This window comes from Pandoraea sp. PE-S2R-1 (genome assembly GCF_002179865.1).
In the GTDB taxonomy this organism is placed as follows: Bacteria; Pseudomonadota; Gammaproteobacteria; order Burkholderiales; family Burkholderiaceae; genus Pandoraea.
Map to the genome: position 1 here is coordinate 1 of NZ_NGUR01000180.1, position 273 is coordinate 273.

Here is a 273-nt window from a genome sequence, read left to right on the forward strand (position 1 = left end):
GCGCTCTCGATGCCTTGCGCCATCGTCTCGCGATAACGCAACTCACCTGCCGCGATGACATCGGTCAACTCCTTCAGCGCCTGCGGCCAGACATCCATATGCTCGGTCACGATGAAGCCTTCAAGCCGCACCCGGTTCGTGAGCAGCAGCGCCGGATACTTCATCGGAATGGGCTCACCGTTGTAACCGGAAATCATGCCGCACAGCGCAATGCGCGAGTGTGCATTGAGATTGCGCATGACCGCATCGAACACGTCGCCACCAACGTTCTCG

The 273-nt window shown here is 59.3% G+C and carries 1 pseudogene; it reads right to left on the reverse strand.

Going from position 1 to position 273, the window contains the following annotated elements:
* Positions 1-273: pseudogene (locus tag CDV44_RS27605) on the reverse strand (NADP-dependent oxidoreductase); the annotation flags it as partial.